26 protein-coding genes are annotated in these 25,131 nt (G+C 74.0%); 16 read left to right on the top strand and 10 right to left on the bottom strand.

What is annotated here, in order from left to right:
- The first annotated feature begins 49 nt into the window (after positions 1 to 49).
- Genes ACQ1X7_RS13165 through ACQ1X7_RS13140 form a run of 6 tightly spaced genes read left to right on the top strand, consistent with a single transcriptional unit; the run spans position 50 to position 4,765 of the window.
- Positions 50 to 1,057, top strand: coding sequence for a zinc-dependent alcohol dehydrogenase (locus ACQ1X7_RS13165; protein ID WP_432478653.1), 1,008 nt, complete (start codon positions 50 to 52; stop codon positions 1,055 to 1,057).
- A complete protein-coding gene (locus ACQ1X7_RS13160; RefSeq protein WP_432478652.1) occupies positions 1,054 to 1,437 on the top strand; it encodes a 6-pyruvoyl trahydropterin synthase family protein in 384 nt (127 codons plus the stop codon). The genes ACQ1X7_RS13165 and ACQ1X7_RS13160 overlap by 4 nt, the downstream gene beginning before the upstream one ends.
- A complete protein-coding gene (locus tag ACQ1X7_RS13155) occupies positions 1,434 to 2,474 on the top strand; it encodes a glycosyltransferase family 4 protein (protein ID WP_432478651.1) in 1,041 nt (346 codons plus the stop codon). Before ACQ1X7_RS13160 ends, ACQ1X7_RS13155 begins: the two co-directional genes overlap by 4 nt.
- The gene (locus ACQ1X7_RS13150) at positions 2,471 to 3,379 is read left to right on the top strand and encodes a lysylphosphatidylglycerol synthase domain-containing protein (RefSeq protein ID WP_432478650.1); all 909 of its coding nucleotides are present in this window, start codon (positions 2,471 to 2,473) and stop codon (positions 3,377 to 3,379) included. Before ACQ1X7_RS13155 ends, ACQ1X7_RS13150 begins: the two co-directional genes overlap by 4 nt.
- Complete coding sequence (locus ACQ1X7_RS13145) at positions 3,372 to 4,085, top strand: RibD family protein (protein WP_432478649.1); 714 nt, start codon at positions 3,372 to 3,374, stop codon at positions 4,083 to 4,085. Before ACQ1X7_RS13150 ends, ACQ1X7_RS13145 begins: the two co-directional genes overlap by 8 nt.
- Positions 4,082 to 4,765 (top strand): GTP cyclohydrolase II, encoded by a 684-nt coding sequence (locus ACQ1X7_RS13140; protein ID WP_432478648.1) that lies wholly within the window; start codon positions 4,082 to 4,084, stop codon positions 4,763 to 4,765. Before ACQ1X7_RS13145 ends, ACQ1X7_RS13140 begins: the two co-directional genes overlap by 4 nt.
- A gap of 49 nt (positions 4,766 to 4,814) precedes the next feature.
- On the opposite strand, the gene ACQ1X7_RS13135 is transcribed toward ACQ1X7_RS13140, so the two are convergent.
- The 3 genes from ACQ1X7_RS13135 to ACQ1X7_RS13125 all read right to left on the bottom strand — a co-directional run bounded on the left by ACQ1X7_RS13135 (position 4,815) and on the right by ACQ1X7_RS13125 (position 9,855).
- Positions 4,815 to 5,771: a sigma-70 family RNA polymerase sigma factor gene (locus ACQ1X7_RS13135; RefSeq protein ID WP_432478647.1), complete on the bottom strand. Its 957-nt coding sequence runs from the start codon at positions 5,769 to 5,771 to the stop codon at positions 4,815 to 4,817.
- Positions 5,772 to 5,969: 198 nt separating this feature from the next.
- The gene (locus tag ACQ1X7_RS13130; protein ID WP_432478646.1) at positions 5,970 to 8,135 is read right to left on the bottom strand and encodes a S9 family peptidase; all 2,166 of its coding nucleotides are present in this window, start codon (positions 8,133 to 8,135) and stop codon (positions 5,970 to 5,972) included.
- A gap of 397 nt (positions 8,136 to 8,532) precedes the next feature.
- On the bottom strand, positions 8,533 to 9,855 hold the full coding sequence (locus tag ACQ1X7_RS13125; RefSeq protein WP_432478769.1) for a DNA polymerase IV: 1,323 nt from the start codon (positions 9,853 to 9,855) through the stop codon (positions 8,533 to 8,535).
- 140 nt (positions 9,856 to 9,995) lie between these two features.
- Here ACQ1X7_RS13125 and ACQ1X7_RS13120 point away from each other — a divergent pair, with 140 nt between their 5' ends.
- On the top strand, positions 9,996 to 10,925 hold the full coding sequence (locus tag ACQ1X7_RS13120) for a DUF4192 domain-containing protein (protein WP_432478645.1): 930 nt from the start codon (positions 9,996 to 9,998) through the stop codon (positions 10,923 to 10,925).
- A gap of 39 nt (positions 10,926 to 10,964) precedes the next feature.
- The gene (locus ACQ1X7_RS13115; protein WP_432478644.1) at positions 10,965 to 12,428 is read left to right on the top strand and encodes a glutamate--cysteine ligase; all 1,464 of its coding nucleotides are present in this window, start codon (positions 10,965 to 10,967) and stop codon (positions 12,426 to 12,428) included.
- Between the two features lie 3 nt (positions 12,429 to 12,431).
- On the opposite strand, the gene ACQ1X7_RS13110 is transcribed toward ACQ1X7_RS13115, so the two are convergent.
- A complete protein-coding gene (locus ACQ1X7_RS13110; RefSeq protein WP_432478643.1) occupies positions 12,432 to 12,839 on the bottom strand; it encodes a hypothetical protein in 408 nt (135 codons plus the stop codon).
- A 118-nt stretch (positions 12,840 to 12,957) separates the two neighbouring features.
- Between ACQ1X7_RS13110 and ACQ1X7_RS13105 the strand changes: the two genes are divergently transcribed.
- The 3 genes from ACQ1X7_RS13105 to ACQ1X7_RS13095 all read left to right on the top strand — a co-directional run bounded on the left by ACQ1X7_RS13105 (position 12,958) and on the right by ACQ1X7_RS13095 (position 15,510).
- Complete coding sequence (locus ACQ1X7_RS13105; protein ID WP_432478768.1) at positions 12,958 to 13,362, top strand: universal stress protein; 405 nt, start codon at positions 12,958 to 12,960, stop codon at positions 13,360 to 13,362.
- A 2-nt stretch (positions 13,363 to 13,364) separates the two neighbouring features.
- A complete protein-coding gene (locus ACQ1X7_RS13100; RefSeq protein ID WP_432478642.1) occupies positions 13,365 to 13,931 on the top strand; it encodes an HhH-GPD-type base excision DNA repair protein in 567 nt (188 codons plus the stop codon).
- Between the two features lie 103 nt (positions 13,932 to 14,034).
- Positions 14,035 to 15,510: an RNA polymerase sigma factor gene (locus tag ACQ1X7_RS13095; protein ID WP_432478641.1), complete on the top strand. Its 1,476-nt coding sequence runs from the start codon at positions 14,035 to 14,037 to the stop codon at positions 15,508 to 15,510.
- 107 nt (positions 15,511 to 15,617) lie between these two features.
- Here the strand turns inward: ACQ1X7_RS13095 and ACQ1X7_RS13090 are convergent, their stop codons facing one another.
- Positions 15,618 to 16,430: a hypothetical protein gene (locus ACQ1X7_RS13090; protein WP_432478640.1), complete on the bottom strand. Its 813-nt coding sequence runs from the start codon at positions 16,428 to 16,430 to the stop codon at positions 15,618 to 15,620.
- Positions 16,431 to 16,714: 284 nt separating this feature from the next.
- On the opposite strand from ACQ1X7_RS13090, the gene ACQ1X7_RS13085 reads away from it, so the two are divergent.
- The 4 genes from ACQ1X7_RS13085 (at position 16,715) to ACQ1X7_RS13070 (ending at position 20,198) form a co-directional block, all read left to right on the top strand.
- A complete protein-coding gene (locus ACQ1X7_RS13085) occupies positions 16,715 to 17,404 on the top strand; it encodes a hypothetical protein (RefSeq protein ID WP_432478639.1) in 690 nt (229 codons plus the stop codon).
- Between the two features lie 24 nt (positions 17,405 to 17,428).
- Positions 17,429 to 18,412, top strand: coding sequence for a M28 family metallopeptidase (locus ACQ1X7_RS13080; protein ID WP_432478638.1), 984 nt, complete (start codon positions 17,429 to 17,431; stop codon positions 18,410 to 18,412).
- A 170-nt stretch (positions 18,413 to 18,582) separates the two neighbouring features.
- The gene (locus ACQ1X7_RS13075) at positions 18,583 to 19,560 is read left to right on the top strand and encodes a CapA family protein (protein ID WP_432478637.1); all 978 of its coding nucleotides are present in this window, start codon (positions 18,583 to 18,585) and stop codon (positions 19,558 to 19,560) included.
- Between the two features lie 86 nt (positions 19,561 to 19,646).
- Complete coding sequence (locus tag ACQ1X7_RS13070) at positions 19,647 to 20,198, top strand: hypothetical protein (RefSeq protein WP_432478636.1); 552 nt, start codon at positions 19,647 to 19,649, stop codon at positions 20,196 to 20,198.
- Between the two features lie 21 nt (positions 20,199 to 20,219).
- On the opposite strand, the gene ACQ1X7_RS13065 is transcribed toward ACQ1X7_RS13070, so the two are convergent.
- From ACQ1X7_RS13065 to ACQ1X7_RS13045, 5 genes are all read right to left on the bottom strand, one after another.
- Complete coding sequence (locus ACQ1X7_RS13065; RefSeq protein WP_432478635.1) at positions 20,220 to 20,477, bottom strand: hypothetical protein; 258 nt, start codon at positions 20,475 to 20,477, stop codon at positions 20,220 to 20,222.
- Positions 20,478 to 20,511: 34 nt separating this feature from the next.
- Positions 20,512 to 20,904 carry a LapA family protein gene (locus ACQ1X7_RS13060; protein ID WP_432478634.1) on the bottom strand — a complete coding sequence of 131 codons (393 nt, stop codon included), beginning with the start codon at positions 20,902 to 20,904 and terminating at the stop codon, positions 20,512 to 20,514.
- A 20-nt stretch (positions 20,905 to 20,924) separates the two neighbouring features.
- The gene (locus ACQ1X7_RS13055) at positions 20,925 to 21,770 is read right to left on the bottom strand and encodes an EamA family transporter (protein ID WP_432478633.1); all 846 of its coding nucleotides are present in this window, start codon (positions 21,768 to 21,770) and stop codon (positions 20,925 to 20,927) included.
- Positions 21,767 to 22,243, bottom strand: coding sequence for a DUF456 domain-containing protein (locus ACQ1X7_RS13050; RefSeq protein WP_432478632.1), 477 nt, complete (start codon positions 22,241 to 22,243; stop codon positions 21,767 to 21,769). Before ACQ1X7_RS13050 ends, ACQ1X7_RS13055 begins: the two co-directional genes overlap by 4 nt.
- A gap of 99 nt (positions 22,244 to 22,342) precedes the next feature.
- Positions 22,343 to 22,576, bottom strand: a complete 234-nt coding sequence (locus tag ACQ1X7_RS13045) for a DUF7455 domain-containing protein (protein WP_432478631.1) — start codon at positions 22,574 to 22,576, stop codon at positions 22,343 to 22,345.
- Positions 22,577 to 23,006: 430 nt separating this feature from the next.
- Between ACQ1X7_RS13045 and ACQ1X7_RS13040 the strand changes: the two genes are divergently transcribed.
- Positions 23,007 to 25,085: a DNA gyrase/topoisomerase IV subunit B gene (locus tag ACQ1X7_RS13040; protein ID WP_432478767.1), complete on the top strand. Its 2,079-nt coding sequence runs from the start codon at positions 23,007 to 23,009 to the stop codon at positions 25,083 to 25,085.
- Positions 25,086 to 25,131: the final 46 nt, after the last annotated feature.

The raw sequence follows: 25,131 nt of genomic DNA, 5'->3' as shown, positions 1-25,131 counted from the left end.
ACGAGCGGGTCCGGGCTCCGGTTCACCGGGGCGGGGCGAGGTGGTCCGGATGAGGGAGGCGTGGGCGTTCTGGCTGCGGGAGCCGGGCGCGGGCGAGCTGCGCCGGGCGGCGCTCGCGGATCCGGGGCCCGACGAGGTGCTGGTGCGCACCCTCCGGAGCGGGATCAGCCGCGGGACCGAGTCGCTGGTCTTCGCCGGACGGGTGCCGCCGGACCAGCGGTCGCTGATGCGGGCACCGTTCCAGGAGGGGGACTTCCCGGCGCCGGTGAAGTACGGCTACCTCAACGTGGGAGTGGTCGAGCAGGGACCGGGGGAGCTGCTGGGGCGCACCGTCTTCTGCCTGCACCCCCACCAGACGGCGTACGTCGTCCCGGCCGCGGCGGTCACGCCGGTGCCGCCGGAGGTCCCGGCGTCCCGCGCGGTGCTGGCGGGTCTCGTGGAGACGGCCGTCAACGCACTCTGGGACGCCCCGCCGCTGCTCGGTGACCGGGTGGCCGTGGTGGGCGCGGGGGCGCTGGGCTGCTGCGTCGCCCGGCTGCTGGCGCGGATGCCCGGCGTCGCCGTCACGCTCGTCGACGTCGACCCGGACCGCGCCCCCGTGGCCGAGGCGCGGGGGGTGGACTTCCGGCTGCCGGACGACGCCACCGGCGGGTGCGACCTGGTCGTCCACACGAGCGCCACGTCGGCAGGGCTCCAGCGGTCCCTGGACCTGCTCGCGGCCGAGGGCACGGTCGTCGAGCTGAGCTGGTACGGCGACGCCGCCACGACCGTGTCGCTCGGTGGCCGCTTCCACTCCGGACGGCTCACGGTGCGCGCCAGCCAGGTGGGCGCGGTGCCACCGGCGCGACGGGCCGGCCGCACCACGGCCGACCGGTTGCGGCTCGCGCTCGACCTGCTCCGCGACCCGGCGTTCGACTGCCTGCTGACGGGCCAGTCGCCGTTCACCGAACTCCCGACCGTGCTGCCCCGGCTGGTCAGCGGCGAGCTGCCGGCGCTGTGCCACGCGCTGACCTACGGCCCGGCCCACGACGAGCGGGGCGTGCCGTGTTCGGCGTGACGGTGCGCGACCACATGATGGTCGCGCACAGCCTGCGCGGTGAGGTGTTCGGGCCGGCCCGGGCCCTCCACGGGGCGACGTACGTGGTCGACGCGACGTTCCGGGGTGAGGCGCTCGACGACGACGGCATCCTCGTCGACATCGGCCGCGCTGCCGAGGTGCTGCACTCCGTCGTGGCCGACCTGGGCTACCGGAACCTCGACGACGACGAGCGGTTCGCGGGCCGCAACACCACCACCGAGGTGCTGGCCCGGTACGTCGCCGACCGGCTGGCGGAGCGGGTGGCCGCCGGGGAGCTCGGCACGGACGGCGTCAGGGGTGTCGCCGTCACGCTGCGGGAGTCGCCGGTGGCGTCGGCGACCTACGAGAGGGCGGTGTGAGCGTGGGACGCGTCGTCGTCGTCGCGCCGGAGGGGCTCGCCGACCCGCGGCGCCCCAGCGGCGGGAACACCTACGACCTCCGGCTGTGCGGCGCCCTGGCGGCCTCCGGGTGGTCGGTCGACCTGCGCCAGGTCGGCGGGGGGTGGCCGCAGGCCGATGCGGCGTCGCGTCGCCACGTCGCGGAGGCGCTGGCGGAGGTGCCGGACGGAGCGGTGGTGCTGGTCGACGGGCTGGTGGCCCTCGCCGCACCCGAGGTGCTGGTCCCCGCAGGCCGTCGGCTTCGCACCGTGGTGCTGGTCCACATGCCACTCGGGCACCCGAGCGACGGTGCCGTGCTGCGGTCGGCGACCGGCGTCCTCGCCACCAGCGGGTGGACCCGTCGCCTGCTGCTCGCCCGGCACGGCCTGGACCCCGGCCGTGTGCACGTCGCCGCCCCCGGGGTCGACGCGGCGCCGCGGGCCACCGGCAGCCGTGACGGTGGCGTGCTGCTCAGCGTGGGCGCGGTGGTCCCCGCGAAGGGCCAGGACCTGCTCGTCGCCGCGCTCGCCCGGGCCTCCGACCTCGCCTGGCGCTGGGTGTGTGCCGGAAGCCTCGATCGCGACCCGGCCTTCGTGGCCCGGCTGCGGCGCGACCTCGAGGCGGCCGGGCTCCACGAGCGGGTCGAGCTTCCCGGCCTGCTGGCCGGGGACCGGCTGGCCGCGGCGTACGCCGGCGCCGACCTCCTCGTCCACCCGAGCCGGGCCGAGACCTACGGCATGGTGGTGACCGAGGCGCTCGCGCGCGGCGTCCCGGTCGTGGGCACGCAGGTGGGGGGCGTCGACGAGGCGCTGGGCGCCACGTCCGACGGGGTGCGACCGGGCCGGCTGACCCCCGGCGACGACGTCGGGGCCCTCGCCGCGTCCCTGCGCGCCTGGCTCACCGACCCGGGGCTGCGCCGACGGTGGCGCACCGCTGCCGCGCAACGCCGGGCCGGCCTGGCGGGCTGGGCGGACACCGGCGACCGGGTGGCCCGGGTGCTCGACGGGGTCGCGGCATGACCCGCGGGCGCTGGTCGTGGGCCGTCGGCGCGGCCGTCCTGGTCGTGGTCGTGGTGTGGGTCGGCACCGAACCGTTCGTCGCCGGAGTCCGTTCGCTCGACCTCACGACGCTGGCCCTGGGCGTGGTCCTGGGCGGCGTCGTCACGGCCGCCGGCGCGTGGCGCTGGCGACTCGTCGCCCGGGGCCTCGGCCTCGAGGTGGCCACGGGCCAGGCGATCGCAGCCTGCTACCGCTCGCAGCTGATCAACGTGGTGCTCCCCGGCGGGGTGCTGGGCGACGTCCTCCGGGGCGTCGACACCGGCCGGACCGCGGGCGACGCCCCACGCGGCCTCCGCTCGGTCGCGTGGGAGCGCACCGCGGGCCAGCTCGTGCAGGCGGCGATCGTCGTGGCGGTGCTGCTCACGCTGCCCTCGCCCTTCCGGTCGACGCTGCCGGCGGTGGTCGCCGGGCTCGTCGTGGTCCTCGCGGCCGTGGTGGCGCTCCGCCGGGCACTGCCGGTGCTGCGCGACGACCTCGCCGGGATGCTGCGGCAACGGGTGTGGCCGGGGGTGCTGCTCGCGTCGGTCGTGGTCGTGGCCGGACTGGCGACGACGTACGTCGTGGCGGCCCGCGCCGTCGGCGTCACCGCTCCCGTGACGACCCTGCTGCCGCTGGCCCTGTTGGTGCTGGTCGCGGCCGCGGTGCCGGCCAACCTGGCCGGCTGGGGGCCACGGGAGGGCGTGGCCGCGTGGGCCTTCGGTGCCGCCGGGCTGGGCGCGGCCCAGGGGGTCGCGGTGTCGGTCGCGTTCGGCGTCCTCGTGCTGGTCGCCGCCCTGCCGGGTGCGGTGGTCCTGGCCGCCGGGACGCTGCGACGCCGCCTGGACCACGCGCCGGAGCCGGCGCTCGGGGGAGGCGGCCGTGGCTGACCGCCCCTACACCATCCTCAGCTGCGGGGTGTCGATCGACGGCTACCTCGACGCGGCGAGCCCGGAGCGCCTGGTCCTGTCCAACGACGACGACCTGCGCCGGGTCGACACCGTCCGCGCCGACGTCGACGCGATCCTGGTCGGGGCCGCCACGGTGCGGCACGACAACCCGCGGCTGCTGGTCCGCGACCCGTGGCTGCGCGTCGCCCGCCGCGCGCGTGGGCGCGACGAGCAGCCGATGAAGGTCACGCTCACCCGCGGTGGGCGGCTGGACCCCTACGGCCGGTTCTTCCGGCACGGCGACAGCGAGAAGCTCGTCTACTGCGCCGGACCCGCCGTGGGCCGGGCCCGCGAGCGGCTCGGGCCGGTGGCCACCGTGGTCGACGCCGGCGACCCGGTCGAGGTGCGGTGCGTCGCCGAGGACCTGCGGCGACGCGGCGTACGGCGGCTGATGGTCGAGGGGGGCGGCGAGATCCACACCCAGTTCCTCGTCGCCGACCTCGCCGACGAGCTGCACCTGGTGGTGGCGCCGTTCTTCGTCGGCGACCCCCGTGCCCACCGGTTCGTGGGCCCCGGCTCCTTCCCGTGGCACCCCGGGAACCGTGCGCGGCTGGCCGAGACCCGGCAGATGGGTGACGTCGTCCTGCTGCGCTACCTCTTCGCGCACGCCCGTGACCGGGTCGTGGTCCCGGAGCGCGCGCCGTGACGCCGCGCGGGACCCGCGTCGCGCCCGCTGCCGTACGCCGGGCGGTGCGGCTGCCGCTCCGGCTGGTCGGCGGGGAGGTGGTCGAGGGCCGGGTGCACACCTTCGACGGCCTCGCCGACGGGCTCGAGCACCTCGTGGTCGCCCTGGGCGACCGCGCGGCCCGGCCGCGGCCGGGCACGGACGGCGTACCGCTGGTGCGCGTGCACAGCGAGTGCCTCACCGGGGACGCGCTCGGGAGCCTGCGCTGCGACTGCGGGCCGCAGCTGCGCGAGGCGGTCACCCGCATCGACGAGGTGGGCGGCTACCTGGTCTACCTGCGCCAGGAGGGCCGCGGGATCGGGCTCTACAACAAGATCGACGCCTACGCCCTCCAGGACCGTGGCCTGGACACGTTCGAGGCCAACGAGGCGCTGGGCTTCGGCGGCGACGAGCGCAGCTACGGCGTCGCTGCGCAGATGCTGCTGGGTCTCGGCGTCGACCGGGTCGACCTGCTCACCAACAACCCCGACAAGGCCGCCCAGCTGCAGTCGTGCGGCGTCCGGGTCGAGCGGTGCCTGCCGACCGGTCTCCACCTGACACCCGTCAACGGCCGCTACCTGGCCGCGAAGGCCTGGCGGGGCCACCGGATCCCCGGACTGACCGGGGCGGTCGACGGGCTGGGCTCCGAGGGCACGGCCTGACGGACCACGGCCCGCGGGGGGAATCGCGGGCCGTGGAAGGGTAGTCCGGTCAGGCAGCCAGGTCGGGGTCGCCGAGCCGACGCAGCCGCTGGAGCGCCTCGCGCTCGAGCTGACGGACCCGCTCGGCGGAGATGCCGTGCTTGAGGCCGATGTCGGCCAGCTTGTGCTGGCGACCGTCGACCAGGCCGTAGCGGGAGCGGATGATGTCGGCGGAGCGGTCGTCGAGCCGGCCGACCAGCGCGTTGAGCCGGTCGCGGGACTCGACGTCGAGCACCTCGAGGTCGGGACCCGGGGCGGACTCCTGGGCCATCAGGTCGCCCAGCGAGGTGTCGCCGTCCTCGTCGACGGGCGTGTCGAGGCTGACGTGCTCGCGGCCCCAGGCCAGCAGGTCGATCACCCGGTCGAGGTCCATGCCGAGCTCGGTGGCGATCTCCTCCGGCTCGGGCTCACGGCCGAGCTGGCGCTCGAGGGTACGGCGGGCGCCGCCGATCTGGTTGAGCTCCTCGACGACGTGGACGGGGAGCCGGACCACCCGGGCCTGCTGGGCGATGCCGCGGGTGATCGCCTGGCGCACCCACCAGGTGGCGTAGGTCGAGAACTTGTAGCCCTTGGCGTAGTCGAACTTCTCGACGGCGCGGATCAGGCCGGTGTTGCCCTCCTGGATCAGGTCGAGCATCGGCATCTGCGCGCGGCCGTACTTGCGGGCGATCGAGACGACCAGCCGCAGGTTGGCGGTGATGAAGGTGTCGACGGCCTTCTGGCCCTCCTCGGCCAGCCACTCCAGCTCCTCGCGGGTGGCCCGCATCGGGGCACCGCCCTTGGCGCGGGCGACCCGGCCGGTGTCGAGCAGGTGCTGGGCCATCAGGCCCGCCTCGATGGTCTTGGCGAGCTCGACCTCGGTGGCGGCGTCGAGCAGCGGGTTGCGCGCGATCTCGTCGAGGTACAACCCGACGCTGTCGCGGCCCTCGATCTCGCGTGCGCCGGCGGTGGGGGTTCGAGTCGCCATGGTGGAGCCGCCTTCCTGTCGCGTCGACGGCGTCGCCGACGCCGTCACTGCTGTCAACGAACTTCCGGCCCTGCAGATTCCCTGGCCGTGATTCGTCGTCCTTGCCAGAAACGACGGGTGAGGGGGCCCTGAAGTTGCCGTTCGGGCGGAATCTCAGGGTCTTCTCAGGGGGTGCTCCACCCGGAGGGGTGGACAGGCTCAGGCCAGGCCCATCCGGTCGAGGATCCAGGCCAGGGTGAACGCCCTGTCGTGCCAGGCCTGGTAGCGCCCCGAGACCCCGCCGTGCCCGGCCGACATCTCGGTGCGGAGCAGGAACTCCCGACGCCCGGTGGCGGTCGCGCGGAGCCGCGCCACCCACTTGGCCGGCTCGACGTAGAGGACCCGGGTGTCGTGGAAGGAGGTCTCCGCCAGGATCGGCGGGTAGTCGACCGGGCCGACGTTGTCGTAGGGGGCGTACGACGCCAGGTAGTCGTAGACCTCGGGATCGGCCTCGGGGTTGCCCCACTCCTCGTACTCGGCCACCGTCAGCGGCAACGAGGAGTCGAGCATCGAGGTCAGGTTGTCGACGAACGGCACCCCGGCTACGATCCCGGCGAACTGCCCCGGGGCCCGGTTGGCGACCGCACCGACCAGCAGCCCGCCTGCGCTGGCCCCCTCGGCGACGAGGCGGTCGGGCGTGGTCCAGCCGGCCTCGACGAGGTGGTGGGCGCAGGCCACGAAGTCGTCGAAGGTGTTGGTCTTGCGCATCAGCTTGCCGTCGTCGTACCAGCGGCGGCCCAGCTCGCCGCCGCCCCGGACGTGGGCGATCGCCATCGCCGCACCGCGGTCGAGCATCGAGAGCCGGGGGATCGAGAAGCCGGGGTCGGAGGAGGCCTCGTAGGAGCCGTAGCCGTAGAGCAGCAGCGGCACCGGGCCCGCGGCGTGGGCGTCGCGGCGGCAGACCAGCGAGATCGGCACCTGCTCACCGTCGGGGGCGGTCGCCCACAGCCGGTGCTCCTCGTAGTCGGCGGGGTCGAAGTCCCCGAGGACCGGCGTGCGCTTCAGCAGCGTCAGCTCGCGGGCCGCCACGTCGTAGTCGTAGACCGAGGCCGGCACGCTCAACGAGGTGAAGCCGAGCCGGACGACGGGGGAGTGGTAGTCGGGGTTGCCGGCCGAGCCGACCGTGTAGATCTCCTGGTCGAAGGCGACCAGGAAGTCGTCGTCGACCCCCCGCTCGCCGAGCGTCAGCAGCCGCAGCTGAGTGAGCCCCCTGCTGCGCTGGTGGACCACCAGGTGCCCGGCGAACGCGTCGACGTCCTCGAGCCGGACGCTCGGGTCGTGGGGGAGCAGCGGGCGCCACTCCTCGGCCTCGGTCGGTGCGACCGGCGCGGTGGCCAGCTCGAAGTCGGGTCCGGTGTGGTTGTGCAGCACCAGCAGCACGTCCTCGCCGCCGATCACGGCGTGCTCCACGCCGTACTCGACGCCCTCGCGGCGGGGCGCGAAGAGCCACAGCCCGCGGTCGGGGTCGCGGCTGTCGAGCAGCCGCACCTCGGTCGTCGTCTTGGACCCGGACACCACCTGCAGGAAGCGGTCGCTGCGGGTCCGGCCGATGCCGACCCAGAACCGGCCGTCGGTCTCGTGGTGGACCAGCTCGTCGTATGCCTGGGCCGTGCCGAGCACGTGCCGCCAGATCTTGTCCGGCCGCCAGGTCTCGTCGACGGTCGAGTAGTAGAAGGAACCGCCGTCCGGCGCCCAGGTCGCGCCGCCGAGCACGCCGGTGATCACGTCGTCGAGGGCCTCGCCGCTCTCCAGGTCCTTGACCCGGATGGTGAACCGCTCGTCGCCGGTGGTGTCGGTGCTCCAGGCGAGCAGCCGGCCGTCGAGGCTGACCGCGGAGCCGCCGAGCGAGAAGAAGTCGTGGCCCGCGGCAAGCGCGTCGAGGTCGAGCAGCACCTGCTCGCCGGGCAGCGCCGGCTGGTCCGGCGCGCAGTCCTCGTCGGGGCGGGGCGGCGTCCAGTCGGACTCGTCGCTGACCGGGACCCGGCAGGTGGCGCCGTACTCCCGGCCCTCGAAGGTGCGCCCGTAGTACCAGTAGCCGCGGCTGCGGGTCGGGACCGAGAGGTCGGTCTCGCGGGTGCGCGACCGGATCTCCTCGAAGATCGTCTGCCGCAGGTCGGCCAGGTGGGCGGTGCGGGCCCGGGTGTGGTCGTTCTCCGCAGTGAGGTACGCCGTCACGGCGGGGTCGTCCCGGTCGCGCAGCCACTCGTAGTCGTCGACGCGGGTGCGGCCGTGGTGGGTGGCCGTCACGGGCCGCCGGTCGGCCACGGGCGGGTCGGCGGGGGGCGTGGCCGAGGCGGCGCTCACGGAGGTGGTGCTGTCGGGCATACCGCCAATCTAGAGTGCGTCCGGTGGAGCCGGTCCGCGCAGCGGCTGCCTCCACGCGATCCACAGGCCGACCCGATTCCTGTGGACGGACAGCGGTCTTCCTGTGGACTCGGGACCCTCGTCTGTGGAGGGCCCTGTGGGACTGGAGGAATGTTGCGCGAACCCCTTGCGCAGCCGCGTCGGGACCACGTAGAACTCTCTCACCGGCCAGCCGTTCGCGGAGGGCCGGGGATCTGATCGGAAGCACGACCTGCACGGCGACTCGTTCGCCGCGCCGGCCCGGTGACGGGGCCGGTGGGGTCGGAGAGCCGGTCGGGTCGACCGGACGTCACCACACCGGTCACACCGAGGGGCTCTTGATGCTCATACCATCGAGAGCCCCTCACCTATTTCCAGACTAGCGGTCGGCGTCCTCGTCGGGGTGCCAGGCGCGCAGCGCCGGGTCGTCGACCGGCATCGAGCGCACCGGCCCCGGGTCGGTCTCCGCGGTCTCGAAGCGGACCGTGACCACGCCCCGGCCCGACCCCCAGACCCAGCCACGCCCGAGCTCGTCGTGCACCACGTCCGTGCCGGGTGCCCAGGTGGGGCGGCGTCCGGCGGTCGCCTCGACCACCGACGCGGTCTCCTCGGGCGGCTCGTCGTCGTCCTCGTCGCCGAAGAGGTCCTCCTGGATCCAGTCCGCGAGGCCCGAGACCCCCACCCCGAGCAGGCGGACGCCGTCGGAGGTGTCGAGCTCGGCGAGCAGCGACCGGGCCAGCCGGCCGATGGTGGCCGGGTGGTCGGTCGGCGACGTGAGCGTCGTCGACCGGTTGAGCGTGGTGAAGTCGTGGAGCCGGACCTTGATCGTGACGGTCCGGCCGGACAGCCCGTGCTTGCGCAGCCGCTCCGCGACCTGTCCGGCCTGGCGGGTGAGCAGCCCCTCCAGCAGCCGTCGGTCGGTGAGGTCGGTGTCGTAGGTGCCCTCGACCGAGACCGACTTGGTCTCCCGCTCGGCGACCACCGACCGGTCGTCCTCGGCCCGCGCGAGGGCGTGCAGCCCGGCGCCGTGGGCCTTGCCGAGCAGCCGGACCAGCTCGTCCCGGGTGACCGACTCCAGCTCGGAGACCGTGTGGATCCCCGCGCGGCGCAGCCGCTCGGCGGTCGCCGGACCGACGCCGGGGATCACGGTGACGTGCATCGGCCGCAGCAGCTCCCGCTCGGTCCCGGGCGTGACGACCACCAGCCCGTCGGGCTTGTCGAGGTCGCTGGCGACCTTGGCGATGAACTTCGAGGTCCCGATCCCCACCGAGGCGGTGAGCCCACCCGTGACCTCCCGGACCCGGGCACGGAGCCGCTCCCCGGCGTCCCGCACGGTGGCCACCTCCAGGTCGGGCAGCTCCGCCGCCGCGAGGTCGACGAACGCCTCGTCCAGGGAGAGCGGCTCCACCAGCGGCGACACCTCCCGCAGCGCCGCCATCACCGCGCGGCTGGTGGAGGTGTAGGCGTGGAAGCGGCCGGACAGGAACGCGGCGTGCGGACAGCGGGACCGCGCCTCGCGGGTCGACATCGCCGACCGGACGCCGTACCGCCGGGCCTCGTAGGACGCCGTCGAGACCACGCCCCGCCCACCGACCCCGCCCACGACGACCGGCTTGCCGCGCAGGGACGGCTTGTCACGCTGCTCGACCGCGGCGAAGAACGCGTCGAGGTCGAGGTGGAGCACCGAGGCCTCGGCACGCATGCTCCCCATGGGCCGAACCTACCGGCGACCACCCCCGGTCCCGCGCCACCTGGCGTCCACAACGGCGGGTCCCGGCCGGCTGTCCACAGGCGACCCCGGTGACGACTGCGCCCGTCGGAGGGGAGCGCGACGGTGGCGTCATGACGACCCTCACCGCCCGCTCTCCCGAGGACCTGCTCGCCGTGGTCCCGTTCGTGCTCGGCTTCGAGCCCGCCGACTCGATCGTGATGCTGACCGTCGACGCGCCCCAGACCTTCCACGCGCGGGTCGACCTGCCGTCGGACCGGCAGGGCGTCGCCGAGGTGGTCGACCTGCTGCTCGAGCCCGCCGTGCGCCACCGGGCCCGCACGGCGGTGCTGGTGCTCTACACCCCCGACGACGACCTCGCGCGCGTCGCGGTGCGCCGGTTCCGGCGCGGTCGCGACGGCGGGCGCGGTCCCGACCTGGTGGAGGCGCTCCGGGTCGACGCCGGCCGCTGGTTCCCGCTGCTCCGTGGACGGGCCGGTCCCGGGACGAGCGGGGTGCCCTTCGACGTGTCCCACCACCCGTTCGTCGCCGAGGCGGTGCTCGCCGGGCGGGTGCTCCACGGGTCGCGCGCCGACCTCGCCGCCACGCTCCGTCCCGACGCGGCCGCCGTCGCCGAGGTCGCGGCCGCGCCGGGCGAGCCGGCCCCGGGAGCCTGGGTGGCCGCGACCCTGGCGGAGTGGGTCGGCCGGGCCGACCCGCCTCCCGCCGACGTGGCCGCGCGGCTGCTGCGGTCGCTCGTCGACCCGTCGGCGCGCGACAGCGCGTGGGCCGGCGTCCCCCGATCCGGGGCGCGGGACCACGTCCGGTTCTGGGAGGCGATGGTGCGACGCGCACCCGACGACCTGGTCGCCCACGCGGCAGCGGTGCTGGCCCTCTGCGCGTGGGTCGCCGGCGACGGTGCGCTCGGCTGGTGTGCGGTCGACCGGGCCCGGGAGGCCGATGCCGCCCACACCCTGGCCGCGCTGGTGGCCGACCTGCTGACGGCGGCCGTCCCACCGGTGGAGTGGGAGGTGATGCGCCACCGGCTCGCCTCGGCGTGCTGAGGGGTCGCCCCCGGGTCGGATCGACCCTAAGGTTCCTGCATGGGCGAAGAGGTCGACGCACAGGAGTTCTCGCGGGCCGACCGCACACGGCACCGTGAGAAGGTCCGTCGCTGCCTCGACGTCTTCGCCCGGATGCTGCGTGATGCCCACTTCGACACCGACGACCCGATGGTCGGCCTCGAGGTCGAGCTCAACCTGGTCGACGAGTCCGGCGACCCGGCGCTGAAGAACGTCGAGGCCCTCGAGCGGATCGCCGACCCCGACTTCGTCACCGAGCTCGGGCAGTTCAACCTCGAGATCAACGTGCCGCCCGGCAAGCTGCGCGACGGCGCCCTCTCGACGTTCGAGAAGACGCTGCGGAGCAGCCTCAACGACGCCGAGCAGAAGTCGTCGGAGGTGGGCGCCCACCTGGTGATGATCGGGATCCTGCCGACCCTCGCCGAGGGCGACCTCGGGATCGACAGCATCACGCCCAACCCGCGCTACCGGCTGCTGAGCGAGCAGATCATGGCGGCCCGGGGCGAGGACATCACGATCGCCATCGGCGGTCCCGAGCGGCTGGGCACGACCGCCGACTCGATCCTGCCGGAGGCGGCGTGCACGAGCTTTCAGATCCACGTCCAGACCTCGCCCGAGCAGTTCGCGGCGTACTGGAACGCCTCGCAGGCGATCAGCGCGATCCAGGTCGCGCTCGGGGCCAACTCGCCCTACCTGCTCGGCAAGGAGCTGTGGCGGGAGACCCGGATCCCGCTGTTCGAGCAGGCCACCGACACCCGCAGCGAGGAGCTGAAGGCGCAGGGTGTCCGGCCGCGGGTCTGGTTCGGCGAGCGCTGGATCAACTCGGTGTTCGACCTGTTCGAGGAGAACGTCCGCTACTTCCCGGCGCTGCTGCCGATCACCGACGACGAGGACCCGCTCGAGGTGCTCGAGGACGGCGGCGTTCCCCACCTGTCCGAGCTGCGTCTCCACAACGGGACCATCTACCGCTGGAACCGGCCGGTCTACGACATCGCCGCCGGGGTGCCCCACCTGCGCGTCGAGAACCGCTGCCTCGGCGCCGGCCCGACGGTCGCCGACATGATGGCCAACGCGGCCTTCTACTTCGGGCTGGTCCGGCACCTCGCCGAGAGCGAGCGCCCGCTCTGGTCGCAGATGTCGTTCTCGGCCGCGGAGGAGAACTTCCACGTGGCCGCGGAGCACGGCATCGAGACCCAGGTCTACTGGCCGGGCGTGGGCCAGGTCCGGGTCACCGAGCTGGTGCTGCGCAAGCTGCTCCCGATGGCGCGCCTCGGCCTCGAGGCGTGGGGCGTCCCCGACGAGGAGTGTGCGCGGATGCTCGAGATCATCGAGGGCCGCTGCCTCAGCGGGGTCAACGGCTCGGAGTGGTTCACCCGGCGGATGCACGACCGGTCCGACCTCGACCGCTACGACGCGCTGCGCACGACCCTGGGCGAGTACCGCGAGCAGATGCACGCCAACCGCCCCGTCCACACCTGGGAGTAGCCCTCAGACCCGCACCCGCCGCCAGGTCCGGCGGGCGTCGCTGCGCGGGTCCCACCATCCGCGCCGGGTGACCACGACCCAGGTCAGGTCGCGGCCGGCCTCGGCGTACGCCGCCAGTGCGGCGGAGAGCCAGACGGCGTCGACGTCGTGGAGCGTGAGCTCGCCGGGTCGGGTCAGCCACGCCAGGTGGGGGCCGCCGGTGGCCGCGAGCATCGCGGCGAGGACGTCGCAGCGCAGCCCGTGGTCGGTGGCCGAGGGGTGTGCCGCGACCGCCAGCTCCCGCACGCCGGGGATCCCGACGTGGACCAGCGGGGCGTAGCGGCGGCGCCGCTCGGTGGCGGCGTGGGTGCGCACGGCGGCGCGGGGGAGCCGCAGCGAGTCGGCGCCGCCGGACGCGAGGAGCTCGGGCACCCGGTCAGCGTGCCCGATCCGGCGTCGCGGCGGGGCGCGCCTCCACAGGTGCCGACCGTGCAGGTGATTCGGTAGCGTGCCTTCGGAGGCGAACGCCGCCGAGAGCGAGGAGGAGTCGATGGGGACCGTGGTGGTGGGCTTCGTGCCCAAGCCGGAGGGCGAAGCTGCGCTTGACCGGGCGATCGAGGAGGCCAAGCTCCGCGGGGCCCGGGTCGTGGTGGTCAACTCCCACCGGGGCGGCGGTGACCTCGACCAGGAGAGCTCCTCGCGCGCCGACCAGGACATGGAGGCCGTGAAGGCCAAGCTCGACGCCGCGGGCGTCGACCACGAGCTGCGCAAGCTGGTGCGCGGGTTCGAGCCGGCCGAGGACCTGATCGGCATCGCCGACGACGCCGACGCCGAGCTGATCGTGATCGGCCTGCGCCGCCGTTCGCCGGTCGGCAAGCTGATCCTCGGCAGCAACGCACAGCGGATCCTGCTCGACGCCAAGTGCCCGGTCCTCGCCGTCAAGGCCGACGCCTGACGATGGCCATCCGGATCACCGGCGACGACCACGCCGACCAGGTCCTCACCGACAGCCCGTTCGCGCTGCTGGTCGGGATGATGCTGGACCAGCAGTACCCGATGGAGCACGCGTTCCGTGGTCCGGCGAAGGTCCTGGACCGGTTCGGGTCGTTCGAGCCGGCCGCGGTCGCGGCCGCCGATCCCGAGGAGTTCGCGGCGCTCTGCTCGACACCGCCCGCCATCCACCGGTTCCCCGGGTCGATGGCCGCGCGGCTGCAGGAGGTCGCCCGGATCGTGGAGGACCAGTACGGCGGCGACGCGTCGCGGATCTGGACCGAGGCCGACGACGCGAAGGACCTGATGAAGCGGATCCAGGCGCTGCCGGGGTTCGGGAAGCAGAAGGCGCAGATCTTCGTGGCGCTGCTGGCCAAGCAGCTCGGCTGCCGACCCGACGGCTGGGAGCAGCAGGTCGGCGCCTACGCCGAGGACGGCTACCGGTCGGTGGCCGACGTGGTCGACCCCGAGTCGCTGCAGAAGGTGCGCGACCACAAGAAGGAGATGAAGGCGGCTGCCAGGGCCGGTCGCTGAGGGGTCCCCCTCCGGTTCGGGAGATGCCCGGGTGCGTGGCAGAATGACCCGAGCGGCCCTTGACTACTCCGGGCTCTGCCGCGCCCGTTGCCCCTGACGAGAGGTGTTCGTGTCCTCGAACGCACGCAAGTCCATCCCCGCCGAGGTGCTGGCCCACCCCGCCGTGCTGGCTCTCATCGAGCGGGGTCGACCGACCGGGACCATCACGCCCGAGGACGTCCGCCAGGCGAGTGACGACGCCGGCGTCGAGCCTCGCCACCTCAAGGCCCTGCTGGCCCACCTGAGCGGCAACGGGATCACGGTCGCCGTCCCGGCGTCCGGCCGCACGGTCGCGGCGACGTCGACGAAGCGTTCGACCACGACCAGCTCGGCCAAGAAGACCGCCGCCAAGAAGGCGACCGCCAAGAAGTCGCCCGCGAAGACCGCGGCCGATCCCGCCGCGAAGAAGGCGGCGGCGAAGCGCGGGGCCGCCAAGACCGCGGCGCCGTCCGAGGAGACCGTCACGGTCGGCCCCGACGGCAAGAAGGTCCTCCCCGACATCTCCGACGAGCAGTTCGAGAAGGACGTCGCCAGCGACCCGACGATCAAGGAGGACGAGAAGGAAGCCTCCTTCGTCGTCTCCGACGCCGACGAGACCGGCGAGCCCGAGCAGCAGGTCACCGTCGCCGGCGCCACCGCCGACCCGGTCAAGGACTACCTCAAGCAGATCGGCAAGGTGCCGCTCCTCAACGCCGAGATGGAGGTCGAGCTCGCCAAGCGGATCGAGGCCGGCCTGTTCAGCGAGGAGAAGCTCGGGAAGGGCGGCAAGATCACGCCCAAGGTGCTCGAGGAGCTCGAGTGGATCGCCGAGGACGGCCGCCGCGCGAAGAACCACCTGCTCGAGGCCAACCTGCGGCTCGTGGTCTCGCTCGCCAAGCGCTACACCGGCCGCGGCATGCTGTTCCTCGACCTGATCCAGGAGGGCAACCTCGGCCTGATCCGTGCGGTCGAGAAGTTCGACTACACCAAGGGCTACAAGTTCTCGACGTACGCCACCTGGTGGATCCGGCAGGCGATCACCCGTGCCATGGCCGACCAGGCCCGCACCATCCGGATCCCGGTCCACATGGTCGAGGTCATCAACAAGCTGGCCCGCGTCCAGCGACAGATGCTCCAGGACCTGGGCCGCGAGCCCACCCCCGAGGAGCTCGCGCTCGAGCTCGACATGACGCCCGAGAAGGTCATCGAGGTCCAAAAGTACGGCCGTGAGCCGATCTCGCTGCACACCCCGCTCGGCGAGGACGGCGACTCCGAGTTCGGCGACCTGATCGAGGACTCCGAGGCGATCGTCCCGGCCGACGCGGTGTCGTTCACGCTGCTCCAGGAGCAGCTGCACGCGGTCCTCGACACGCTCAGCGAGCGCGAGGCGGGCGTGGTCTCGATGCGGTTCGGCCTCACCGACGGCCAGCCCAAGACCCTCGACGAGATCGGCAAGGTCTACGGCGTCACGCGCGAGCGGATCCGGCAGATCGAGTCGAAGACCATGTCGAAGCTGCGCCACCCCAGCCGCTCTCAGGTCCTCCGCGACTACCTGGACTGATCTGCGGGTCCTGCGCGCCTCGACCGGGGCCGGACCCAGGCTTCGGTGATTCGTCCACGTCCCCGAGGCGAAGGTCACCAAGAACCGGTGGCACCAGCCGGAGATGCTCAGCCGACGGGGACGACCTGCGTGCTGCGTCGCCGCCCGAGCGCGACCAGGACGACTCCGGCGCCGAGCAGGACGAGTCCGGCCGGCAGGAGGACCACGGGTGCACCGCCCAAATCCGGGATGGCCGGCGGGGTGTCCCGCACGGACGGCGCGGTCGCCCGCGCACAGCGTCGGAGCTCCGCGGCAGCGAGGCTGCCGGATGCGCACGGGTGGTGGTCGCCGAGTGGCGGCGCGGCAGCGACCGGTGCCGCCTCGCGATCAGCGACCCGGAGGGTGTGCAGCGCCGACGTGCGCTGCCTGGTCACGGCCGAGGCCCGTGCCCGGGCGGGCGGGTCTGCCGGGGTCTCCTGCCGCGCGTGCGAGACGTCCGACGAGGCATCGGGGACCCGGCCGGTCGGATCGTCCCCAGGAGTGCCCTGCCCGGGCCCGAGCGCCGGCCGGCTCCGGTCCGTGTCGTCTCCGCGGACAGCGGGCAACGTGTTCTTCCCCTGCGGCGGGGCGGGCTCGACGTGCCGGGTCACCGTCCGGACGGGGTCCCGGAGCACCGGGTCGGTGGTGCGCTGCACCTCGTCGACGGCGCCCTCCACCTTGTCGACGGCGGGCCTCACCTCGTCGACGGTGCGCTTCACCTGCCCGACGGCGCGCTCCACCGAGTCCTCCGCGGTGTCGCGCACCGCGCCTCCGCCGGCCGCGCCTGCAGCACCCCCGACGAGATCTCCGACGTCTGCCCGGGCCGGTTCGGCCCCCATCCAGAACGCCGAGACCATCGTGCACGCCACGGCGATCCGGATCCCGGACGATGCTCGAGCCATGGCGACCCCCCTTCGCCGATCCCACCGGCCGCACCCCGCAGCCTGCATGAGCAACGAGGGCCACGGTCAGGCGTTACGGCGGCCGCCCGACGCGTCCTGGCCGGTCCTCCGGGACTACACCCGATGGCCGATGCGAGAGCCGGTCCGGACACCTAGGCTCGCCGGGATCGGGAGGTCGTCACGACCTGGGGGACGACATGGGGAACGAGATCGGACCGACGCGAGGGCGATGGCGGGCGGCGCGGGCTCGGCTGCGCGCCTCCGGGCGCTCGCTGGCTCCTCTGGTGGGCGCGGTCCTGCTGGGGTTCCTGCTGGTGCTCTGGATGGGCCGGTGGTGGAGCCCGGGCGACTCCGGGGCCGATCGGGCACAGCAGGCCGCAGGGCAGGAACGCACACGGCACGTGGCGCGTGGGGACGACACGATGTCCGACCGTGGCCCGCTCGGCCGCTGCGCGGAGATGTACAGCGCGGAGGCCTGGTCGCTCTGGTGGGCGCCACCGGCCATGTCCCAGTGGGAGGTCCACATCGGCTTGATGAACAAGCTGGCGTTCGGCGTGATCACGGTCGAGCAGGCCCAGGAGTTCTGGGACCGGACGCGGACCGGGGCCGCCGAGAGCCTCGCCGCGTTCGCCGACGCGCAGCGCCTCCTCGAGCAGACGGCGGCGCGGTGCCCGAGGCCCGTCGGACCCGTGTCCGACGAGCTCCGCGCGTGTGCCGCCGTGGTGGAGGCCGGACACCAGGAGCTGCGGCGTGCGGCGGTCGCCCTGCACACCTGGCGCACCCAGGTCCGGCACCTGGAGATGCTCCGGCACGGCGAGATGACCACCGAGGAGGCCATGCAGCTGTGGCTGGAGGGCTGGCGTGAGAGACGCAGCCAGGTGGTGGCCTATCGCAGCGCCGCACGCGAGGCCCAGCGCGTCGCGGACGCGGACCGACACCCCCGCGGCGGGGCTGACGCTCCCTGCGCCGGGTGAGGGTCGCCGTCCTACCCTCGGACCATGTGGCGGATGCTGGCGAGCCTCGCGCTGGTCCTGCTGGCCGCGTGCAGCGGGCCCGACGCGGAGCGACGCGCAGACCCGGGGCCGTCGCCGAGTGCGTCGTCTCCCGGCGACACGACTGCGTCGGCCACGCCACGTGGCGGGACGACGGTCACCCCGGAGCCGCCGGAGGTCCGGCCGCGCGCCTTCGACGAGGAGGCGGCGTACGCCGTGGTGCGCCACCTCGCCGGCACCATCGGCCCCCGGCCCGGCACCAGTCCGGCCTACACCCGCGCGGCCGACTGGGTGGCGGGGGAGATGCGACAGCTCGGCTACCGGGTCTCGCGCCAGCGGTTCCCGACACCCGGCGGGGTGTCGTGGGGCGTGCCGGTGCCGGCGGGGGAGTCGGTCAACGTGGTGGCGACGCCGCCCGGCTTCGACCCGACCGAGCCGCACCTCGTCGTGGGCGCCCACCTCGACACGGTGCCGCAGGCCCCGGGGGCCGAGGACAACGCGTCCGGGGTCGGGGTGGTGCTGGCCGCCGCGACGGCGGCCGCCGAGTCACGCACCCGGCTCCCGGTGGCCTGGGTGGCGTTCGGCTCCGAGGAGCCGCGCGGCGAGACCGACGACGACCACCACTACGGCTCGCGCGCCTACGTCGCGGCCATGGGGCCGGCGGAGCGGCGGGCCCTCCGGGGGATGGTGTCGCTCGACCGGGTGGGCGTGGGCGCGACGGTGCCGGTCGGCTCCGCCGGTGACACCGACCCGGTGCAGCGGGAGCTGCTGGACGCGGCGCGGCGTGCCGGCGTCCCGGCGTACGGCGACCCGTTCCAGCGCAGCAGCGACCACTGGTCGTTCGTCCGGGCCGGGCTGCCCGGCGCCCGCCTCGGCTCCACGTCGTACGCCGCCTACCACTCGCCGGCCGACCGACCGGCCGTCGTGAACCGCGCGCAGCTGCAGCGGACCGGACGGCTGCTGCTCGCCTGGCTGGCACCGCGCCCATGACACGACGGGCAGCCGCCGCGGTGGTCGGTACCGCGGCACTGGTGGCCGGTGTCGCCTGCTCCACGCAGGATCCGGACGCAGGACCGGCGGCCGACGCGTCGCCTCCCGCCCCGACGACGACCGTCGAGCCTCCCCCGACCCTCGAGCCGACTCGCGCACCGCGCGGCCCGGTGACCATCGCGGTGGCCGGGGACGTCCACTTCGAGGGCGTGCTGCGGGACCGCCTCGCCAGGCCCGCCACGGCCCTGGCCCCCGCCACCGACACGCTCGCTGCGGCCGACGTGGCGATCGTCAACCTCGAGACCTCGCTCGGGACCGGTGGCCGGCCCGAGCCGGGGAAGCGGTTCACGTTCCAGGCGCCACCGGCGGCGCTGACCGCCCTCGCCGCTGCGGGCATCGACGTCGCGACGATGGCCAACAACCACGCCCTCGACTTCGGCCGGTCCCCGTTGCCCGGAGCGTTCCGCGCCATCGCGCGGGCCCGCGCGTCCGATCCGGCACTCACGGTCGTCGGGATCGGCCGGGACGCCGACGGCGCCTTCCGTCCGGCACGGAACGAGGTCGACGGCACCGTCGTGGCCACCCTCGGGGCCACCGTGGCCGACACCGACCCCACGGCGGACCCCACCGGGCAGTGGGCCGCCACGGAGGACTCGCCGGGCACCGCCGACGCCCTCGACCCGAGTCGGCTGCTGCGTGCCGTCGTCAGGGCCCGCAGGTCCGCCGACGTCGTGGTCGTCTACATGCACTGGGGCGTCCAGGGGGAGCCGTGCCCGAGCGCAGCCCAGCGTTCCCTGGCCTCGGACCTCGTCGAGGCGGGCGGCGACATCGTCGTCGGCAGCCACGCCCACCTGCTGCAGGGCGACGGAAGACTGGGTGCGGGCTACGTGGCGTACGGGCTGGGGAACTACGCGTGGTACACGCCGTCGACGGAGTCGACCCCCGCGACAGGGGTGCTGACGCTCACCGTGCAGCCCCCGCGCTCACCCGACGGACGTGCGCGCGTCGTCGACTCCAGCTGGGAGGGGAGCAGGATCGGCAGCGACGGTCTGCCCGCACCGGTGACGGGTGCCGAGGCGACGGAATTCGACGCCGACGTCCGCACGCTCCGCGGGTGCGCGCGGCTCGGTCCTACGGCGAGTCGCTGAGGTGACCGGGGGTCGGGCCTGCCAGCCTCGGGGAAGACGCGACGCCGTCACGCCCAGGGAATCCCACCGACCCCGGAGACGCCACCATGACCCGACAGCCCAGCCGGACCGCCAGGACGGCGGTGGCCGTCGCGGCCCTCCTCGTCGCGGCGCCGGCCGCCCAGGCCGCGTCGGTCGTCGTCGACGACGGCCCTGACCGGGCCACCTCCCGCACCGACATCCTCGAGGTCCGGGTCGCCCACACCGCCCGCCGGGTGGACGTCCGGGTGACCTTCCCCGACCTCCGGCGGCGCGCCCACGCCGGCCTCACCGTGTACGTCGACAGCGACCCGGACGCCCGTGGTCCCGAACGGTCCGTGGGCCCCCCGCTGTTCAGCGGGAGCGACTTCGTGATGTGGCGGATGCGCAACTGGCGGTACGTCGGCGACCGCCCGGTGCGCTGCCGCCACGACGCCGACTACCGGTGGCGACGCGACGTCGTGGTGCTGACCGCACGCCGTGGCTGCTTCGGCAAGCCCGAAGAGGTGCGGATCGGCCTGCGCATGCGCGACGCCGCCGACGCCGACCACCCCGTCACCGACTGGCTGCTCGGCCGCCGTGACCTCACCGAGTGGGTCGCCTCGGGCCGGCCGACCTGACGCCGGGTCGCGCCGACCCGCTCAGGTCCCCGCGAGCACGCCGGCCGGCAGCCACTCCTCGACCAGCACCCAGCCGGACGGCTCCAGGACGAGGTGGACCACCCGGCCCTGCCAGCCGTCGGGGCCCTGTCGCCAGGCCAGCAGCAGGCCCGGGAGCCGGCCCGTGGGGCCGGTCACCCAGCAGTGCTTGACCGGGGGAGGCGCCGGCGGGCGGGGTGCGCCCGCGACGCGATCGGCCAGGGTGCCCGACGTCCGTCGTCGCATGCCGCCCGCCGCCATGGACGGATCGTATCGAACACGTGTTCGACGAGGATCAGCGCTTGTCCCGGCGTACCCGGCGCCGCAGCTGGAGGATCCGCAGGCTGCCGGCGACCGCGGCGAGGAACAGCCCGGCGGTGGTCGCGATCAGGAGGGCCACCGCGAGCGGCGTCTCGCCCTCCCAGCCGAGGAAGCGGATCCGGACGGTGTCGGTGTTCTGGGCGATGAAGATGATCAGCAGCACCAGGATGACCCCACCGGCGACGACCGCCAGCCAGACGCCGCTGGTGCGGGAGCCGCGCAGCGGGTCGCGCCGGGAGGTCGACGTGCCGGCCTCGGGCGCCGCGGGCGTCTGGTCGGGCGCGGCGGCGCCGTCGGGCGCGCCGTCCTCGGCAGACGGATGGCGAGGAGCCCCGGGATCGGCCGGAGTCGGCTGGCTGTCGCTCATGACGGGAACAGTACGCGGCGTCAGCCCGCGGCCACGCACGCCACGGCCACGCCGCACAGGAGCAGCCCCACCGCCTGGGGCCGGTGGACGTGCTCGCGCAGCACGGTGGCCGCGAGCACGACGGTGACCGCGGGGTACAGGGAGGCGAGGACGGAGGTGACCGTCAGCAGGCCCTGCTGGCTGGCCAGCAGGAAGGCCCCGGTCGCGAGGGTGCCGAGAACGCCGGTCACGACGCCCGCCGCCGCGGCCCGGGACCGCGGCACCCACGGGGCGCGGAGCAGGACCGCGGCGAGCACGACGACCGCCGCGGCCACCATCTGGTTGAGGGCGAGGGGGAAGAAGCCTGCCGAGTCGGGGATCTGCCCCAGGGCCGCGAACAGCGATCCGAACCCGAGTCCTGCCCACACGCCGTCCACGAGCCCGCTGGCAGCCGCGGGTGCCCCCGCGGACCCGGGGGCGGTGGGCTCGCGGGCCACCAGCCAGATCCCGGGCAGGGCGGCCACGATGCCGACCCACACGAGGCCGGAGGGGCGCTCGCCGCCGGCCAGGCCGGCGGCGACCGGGACCAGCGCGGCTCCCACGCCCGAGACCGGCGCCACCACGCCCATCCGTCCCGACGCGAAGCCGCGGTAGAGGAACGCCGTGCCGAGCCCGTTGCCGACGCCGGCCACGACGGCCCAGCCCAGGTGCGCCGCCGTCGGGGTGCCCGAGGTGACCGTGGTGAGGCCCAGCACCAGCACGGCGCCGGCGAGCTGGCCCACCAGGGCGACGCTCCACGGACTGGCCCGCTTGGACAGCACGCCGCCGACGAAGTCCGAGAGACCGTAGGCGGTCGCCGACAGCAGCGACAGGATGACCGCGATCACGTGAGGACGACGCCCGCCACCCAGACGGACGCCGCGAGCAGCCCCGCCACCACCTCGATCAGGATGCTCAGCCCGACGGCCCGCAGGGCGGCCATGGTGGAGGCGCCGGCCTCCCGCCCGCCCACGCGGGCCCGCTCCGCGACGTACACCCCCAGCACGAAGCCGAGCACCAGCCCGACCACCGGGACCACGAAGAAGCCCACCACCCCCAGCGCCCCGCCGACCCACAGGGTGCGTGCGGGCACCCCGGATGCGGTGAGCCGACGTCCGGGCACCAGGTACTTCAGGAGCGCGCCCGTGACCAGCAGGGCGAGCGCGACCACGACCACCGTCCAGGCGGTGCGCCCGCCGGTCTCGAGCGCCCACACCACGAGGGCGGCGCCGACCAGCAGGGTGCCCGGCAGCAGGGGGACGACGACACCGACCACGCCGACGGCGATGGCCAGGGCGACCACGACCTCGAGCGCGCTCACGCGGTCACCCTGCCACACCCCCGGCGGGCGGTGGCGCCGCGTGGCCCGGGGACGACGACGGCCCCGGACCGTCGGGTCCGGGGCCGTCGTGAGGTCTGGTCAGCGCTCGTCGTCGGGAGCGCTGGGCGGGGTGTCGACGAGCTTGTGCGTCTCGTCATGGACGGCCGCGGCCACCTCACGGAGACGGTCGCCGTGCTCACGCGCGTGGTGGGCGCAGAAGAGCAGCTCCCCGCCCGCCTGCAGCTCGACGCGGAGGTAGGCCTGGGCACCGCAGCGGTCGCAGCGGTCAGCAGCGCTGAGCTGGGATGCACCAGGGGCAACGGCAGTGGTCACTTCGGCCTCATTTCCTCGGTCGGTCTCTGCCCGGTCTACGTGGTCCAACGTAGTGGCGGGAGCCAAAGATTCCCGCTGCTACGTGTCCCCCGACACGTCCTGATCCAATCACGGGAGCCGATCCCTCCGGCGGAGGGTCCGGGCCCTGGGAGGGCCCGGTCGCCGGTGAGGACGACCCTTGTCCTGCGGTGCGGTGCTGCGTGGTGACGAGTGTGACGCGGGTGCGGGCCCCACGGTTGCGAAACGACCGAACCGGTGGCCGATTGTTTCCCTGCTGTGGATGTCCGCGGTTGATCCACGGTAGTCCCGGGCACGGGTCGGCACCGGCAGGCGTGCCTGCGTCGGCGTCCGGCGTGTCGCAGGTAGATTCGGAGCAGCACCTGGCCGCGGATGGTTTCCGCGGCACACCCGGGAAGACGGAGCAGCAGCCATCGCCGACAACACCTACAACGCCGCACACCTCCTGGTCCTCGAGGGCCTCGAGGCGGTGCGCAAGCGGCCCGGCATGTACATCGGCTCCACCGACACCCGCGGTCTCATGCACTGCCTCTGGGAGATCATCGACAACGGCGTCGACGAGGCGCTCGCCGGCTCCGCACACCAGGTCGAGGTGACCCTCCACCCGGACGACTCGGTCGAGGTGTACGACGACGGTCGCGGCATCCCCACCGACAAGGAGCCGCGCACCGGCCTCCCGGGCGTCGAGGTGGTCGCCACCAAGCTCCACGCGGGCGGCAAGTTCGGCGGCGGCTCCTACGTCGCGACCGGTGGCCTGCACGGCGTCGGCCTCTCGGTCGTCAACGCCCTCTCCGCGCGGATGGACATCGACGTCGACCGGTCGCCGTCCCAGCAGGGGCTGAGCTTCCGCCGCGGGGTCCCCGGCGTGTTCGACGGCGACGGCCCCGCCGGGTCGTTCACGGCGAAGTCGGGGCTCACACGCAAGGGCAAGCGGGTCGCCAAGGGCAGGTCCGGCACCCGGATCCGGTTCTGGCCGGACCGGCAGATCTTCACCAAGGACGCCCGGTTCGAGTTCGAGGGGCTGCTCGGCCGTGCCCGGCAGACGTCGTTCATCGTCCCCGGACTCGAGCTGGTGATCCGCGACCAGCGCGACACCGGCCCCGAGGGCGGCGGTCCCACCGAGGAGAAGTTCCGCCACGACGGCGGCATCGCCGAGTTCGTGGAGTTCCTGGCCCACGACGAGCCGGTCACCCAGGTGCTGCGGCTGCAGGGCTCCGACACCTTCACCGAGACCGTGCCGCTGCTCGACGAGCAGGGCCACATGACCCCCCAGGAGGTCGAGCGCGAGCTGACCGTCGACGTGGCGCTGCGCTGGGGGACCGGCTACGACACCGAGGTCCGGTCGTTCGTCAACGTGATCGCCACGCCCAAGGGCGGCACCCACGTGAGCGGGTTCGAGGCCGCGCTCACCAAGACGTTCAACGACGCGATGCGGGCGACCAAGGCGCTCAAGGTCAACGACGACGACGTGATCAAGGACGACGTCCTCGAGGGCATGACGGCCGTGGTCACCGTCCGGCTCGCCGAGCCCCAGTTCGAGGGCCAGACCAAGGAGATCCTCGGGACGCCCGCCGCCCGCTCCGTGGTCCGCAAGGTGGTGGCGGCGGAGCTGAAGAAGTTCCTGACCTCCACCAAGCGCGCCGAGAAGGCCGAGGCCAAGCGGCTGATGGAGAAGGTGGCCGGGGCCGCGAAGACCCGGATCACCCTGCGCCAGCACAAGGAGACCCAGCGCCGCAAGAACGCCCTGGAGTCCTCGGCGCTGCCCTCCAAGCTGGCCGACTGCCGGGCCACCGACAACGAGCGCACCGAGCTGTTCATCGTCGAGGGCGACTCGGCACTCGGCACCGCCAAGCTGGCCCGCAACTCCGAGTTCCAGGCGCTGCTCCCGATCCGCGGCAAGATCCTCAACGTCCAGAAGGCCTCGGTGGCCGACATGCTGAAGAACGCCGAGTGCGCCTCGATCCTGCAGGTGGTCGGGGCAGGCTCCGGGCGTGACTTCGACGTCGAGGCGCGCCGCTACGGCCGCGTGATCTTCATGGCCGACGCCGACTCCGACGGCGCCCACATCCGGACCCTGCTCGCCACCCTGTTCTTCAAGTACATGCGCGAGCTCGTCGCCGACGGCCGGGTCTACTCGGCCGTGCCGCCCCTCCACCGGGTCGAGCTGTCCAACCCCAAGAAGGGGATGGACAAGTACGTCTACACCTACTCCGACGACGAGCTGCAGCGAAAGCTCGCCGAGCTGTCGAAGAAGGGCGTCCGCTGGAAGGACCCGGTGCAGCGCTACAAGGGTCTGGGCGAGATGGACGCCGACCAGCTGGCGGAGACCACGATGGACCCCCGTCACCGCACGCTGCGCCGGATCACCGTCGACGACGCCGACGAGGCCGCCCGGGTCTTCGACCTGCTGATGGGCTCCGAGGTCGCCCCGCGCAAGGACTTCATCGTGCAGGGTGCCTACGAGGTCGACGTCGAGGCGCTCGACGCCTGAGCACACCGGACGGTCGGGTGCGCCCGTGCGTTGTCGGAAGGGCCGG

The sequence above is a fragment of the Nocardioides sp. GXQ0305 genome, from assembly GCF_050880345.1.
Taxonomy (GTDB): Bacteria; Actinomycetota; Actinomycetes; order Propionibacteriales; family Nocardioidaceae; genus Nocardioides.
Note: the sequence above shows the minus strand (reverse complement) of the source record. Positions and strands in the feature narration are given on the sequence as shown.

What these genes read in the sequence shown, in the direction of transcription:
- ACQ1X7_RS13130 (WP_432478646.1), bottom strand. Translation starts at nt 8,135, where the DNA reads ATGCCCGACAGCACCACCTCCGTGAGCGCCGCCTCGGCCACGCCCCCC.
- ACQ1X7_RS13100 (WP_432478642.1), top strand. Translation starts at nt 13,365, where the DNA reads ATGGCCATCCGGATCACCGGCGACGACCACGCCGACCAGGTCCTCACC.
- ACQ1X7_RS13165 (WP_432478653.1), top strand. Translation starts at nt 50, where the DNA reads ATGAGGGAGGCGTGGGCGTTCTGGCTGCGGGAGCCGGGCGCGGGCGAG.
- ACQ1X7_RS13065 (WP_432478635.1), bottom strand. Translation starts at nt 20,477, where the DNA reads ATGGCGGCGGGCGGCATGCGACGACGGACGTCGGGCACCCTGGCCGAT.
- ACQ1X7_RS13115 (WP_432478644.1), top strand. Translation starts at nt 10,965, where the DNA reads ATGGGCGAAGAGGTCGACGCACAGGAGTTCTCGCGGGCCGACCGCACA.
- ACQ1X7_RS13080 (WP_432478638.1), top strand. Translation starts at nt 17,429, where the DNA reads ATGTGGCGGATGCTGGCGAGCCTCGCGCTGGTCCTGCTGGCCGCGTGC.
- ACQ1X7_RS13125 (WP_432478769.1), bottom strand. Translation starts at nt 9,855, where the DNA reads ATGCGTGCCGAGGCCTCGGTGCTCCACCTCGACCTCGACGCGTTCTTC.
- ACQ1X7_RS13060 (WP_432478634.1), bottom strand. Translation starts at nt 20,904, where the DNA reads ATGAGCGACAGCCAGCCGACTCCGGCCGATCCCGGGGCTCCTCGCCAT.
- ACQ1X7_RS13120 (WP_432478645.1), top strand. Translation starts at nt 9,996, where the DNA reads ATGACGACCCTCACCGCCCGCTCTCCCGAGGACCTGCTCGCCGTGGTC.
- ACQ1X7_RS13135 (WP_432478647.1), bottom strand. Translation starts at nt 5,771, where the DNA reads ATGGCGACTCGAACCCCCACCGCCGGCGCACGCGAGATCGAGGGCCGC.
- ACQ1X7_RS13150 (WP_432478650.1), top strand. Translation starts at nt 2,471, where the DNA reads ATGACCCGCGGGCGCTGGTCGTGGGCCGTCGGCGCGGCCGTCCTGGTC.
- ACQ1X7_RS13070 (WP_432478636.1), top strand. Translation starts at nt 19,647, where the DNA reads ATGACCCGACAGCCCAGCCGGACCGCCAGGACGGCGGTGGCCGTCGCG.
- ACQ1X7_RS13090 (WP_432478640.1), bottom strand. Translation starts at nt 16,430, where the DNA reads ATGGCTCGAGCATCGTCCGGGATCCGGATCGCCGTGGCGTGCACGATG.
- ACQ1X7_RS13105 (WP_432478768.1), top strand. Translation starts at nt 12,958, where the DNA reads ATGGGGACCGTGGTGGTGGGCTTCGTGCCCAAGCCGGAGGGCGAAGCT.